At 74.4% G+C, this 1818-nt stretch carries 1 protein-coding gene and 1 pseudogene; one reads left to right on the forward strand and one right to left on the reverse strand.

Going from position 1 to position 1818, the window contains the following annotated elements:
• Window positions 1–1486 (forward strand): CocE/NonD family hydrolase (locus AB0J52_RS38785; RefSeq protein WP_500188043.1); only part of this gene is annotated, 1486 nt, incomplete at its 5' end.
• A gap of 174 nt (window positions 1487–1660) precedes the next feature.
• On the opposite strand, the pseudogene AB0J52_RS38790 reads toward AB0J52_RS38785, so the two are convergent.
• Window positions 1661–1818, reverse strand: a pseudogene (locus AB0J52_RS38790) (exopolyphosphatase); the annotation flags it as partial.

Consider the following 1818-nt stretch of genomic DNA (forward strand, 5'->3'; position numbering starts at 1 on the left):
GCTGCGCGGACTGCCCGAGGCGCGGTACCCGGTCGCGTTCGAGGGCGGCCTCGACGTCCCCGCCGCCGACGGCGGTCCGCTGAAGACCGACCACTACATCCCGGTCGGCGAGGGCGCGTTCCCCACGCTGCTGGTGGCCAGCCCGTACTCGCGCGGGTTCCCGTGGGCCGCGACGTTCGGCGTGGCGTTCGCCGAGCAGGGCTTCCACGTCGTCCTGCAGAGCCGGCGCGGCACCGGCGGATCGGGCGGGACGTTCGCCCCGTGGCGGGACGAGGCGGCGGACGGGCACGCCACGGTCCGCTGGCTCCGCGAGCAGGACTGGTTCACCGGCGTCCTCGGGACGATCGGCGCGAGCGCGCAGAGCCACGCGTCCGCCGCGCTCGCGCAGGACCCCCCGCCCGAACTGCGGGCGTCCGTCGCGATCGTCCCGCTGCACGACCCGCACGCGTTCTTCTACACGGGCGGCGTGTTCAACCTGGAGAACGCGCTGATCGCGTCCACGACCATGGTCCACGAGGGGCGGATGACGGCGGCGCACGTCGCGGACCTGGTGCGCCTGTCCCGGAGGCTGCGGAAGGGCGTCCGCGTGGACGAGGTGACCGAGCCGTCCTTCCTCCGCGAGGCCGTCGCGCACCCGGAACCCGGCGACGCGCACTGGGCCGGCGCGAAGGTCACACCGCGCGTCCCGACCTGCCTGATCAGCGGCTGGCAGGACGTCACGCTCGACCAGGCCGTCCGCGACCACGAGGCGCTGCGCGACGCGGCGATCCCGAGCCGTCTCGTGGTCGGCCCATGGACGCACACGACCGCGCTCAGCCAGGGCCTCCCGGACGTCTTCGACGCCGCCGTCACCTGGCTCCGCACCCACCTCACCGAGGAGTTTCCCGCTCCCGCCGCGCCGTTGCGCCTCCACATCAGCGGAGAGTGGCGCGACCTCCCCGCCTGGCCCGACGCGCCTCCCACCCGTCCGGCGCCGCAGGGCGGCCCGGCCGCCAACAGCGGGACGAACGGGCCGGAACTGCAGGTCACGGCCGGTAAGGAGCTGCCCGCGACGGTGCGGACGGAGCCCGGTCGCGCGGTGCCGTCTGTGGGCGGGGCGCTGCTGTCGGCGCGGGGCGGGGTCAAGCGGGACGACCGGCTCGCCGCGCACGAGGACGTGCTGGTCTTCGAAAGCGCGCCGCTCGCCGAGCCCGTGGAGATCGTCGGGATCGTGGCGGTGCGGGTCCGGCTCTCCGGGCACGGCGTGCTGTTCGTCCGGCTCAGCGATGTGGCCGCCGACGGGCGCTCACGCAACGTCTGCGACGGCGTGACCAGGACGGGAGGGGGCGAGGTGGTCGTCCGGCTCGGCGCGGTCGGGCACCGGTTCGACGCGGGGCACCGGCTCCGCGTGACGGTCAGCGGGCCGCCCGTCCCCCGGTACGCGGCGGGCGGCGAGCCCGGCTTCACCGTGGCCACACCGCCCGAACTGCTCGTCGGAGAGGGCTAGGGCCTGTTTCAAAGTGGCCTCAGCCACGCGCGCGAACGCGCTACCTGCCCGGTGCAGCGAAGCCGAAGGCGAGCGCAGCCGGGCAGATCGCGAAGCGATGCCGCGTTCGCCCAGACCCGGTCACGTAGCGAGCCGCCAGGCGAGCGAAGTGGGCCGAGACTGTTTTAAATACAGCTAGCCCGCGAGGGACCAGGCGATGCCGTCCAGGATGTCGTGCTCGCTGACGACGACCGCGCCGAAGCCGTACTCGCGCATGATGCGGTCGATGATGAGCGAGCCCGCGCCGATGACGTCCACCCGGCCGGGGTGCATGACGCCGAGCGCGGCGCGCT

Source organism: Spirillospora sp. NPDC049652, from assembly GCF_040675125.1.
Lineage (GTDB): Bacteria > Actinomycetota > Actinomycetes > Streptosporangiales > Streptosporangiaceae > Spirillospora.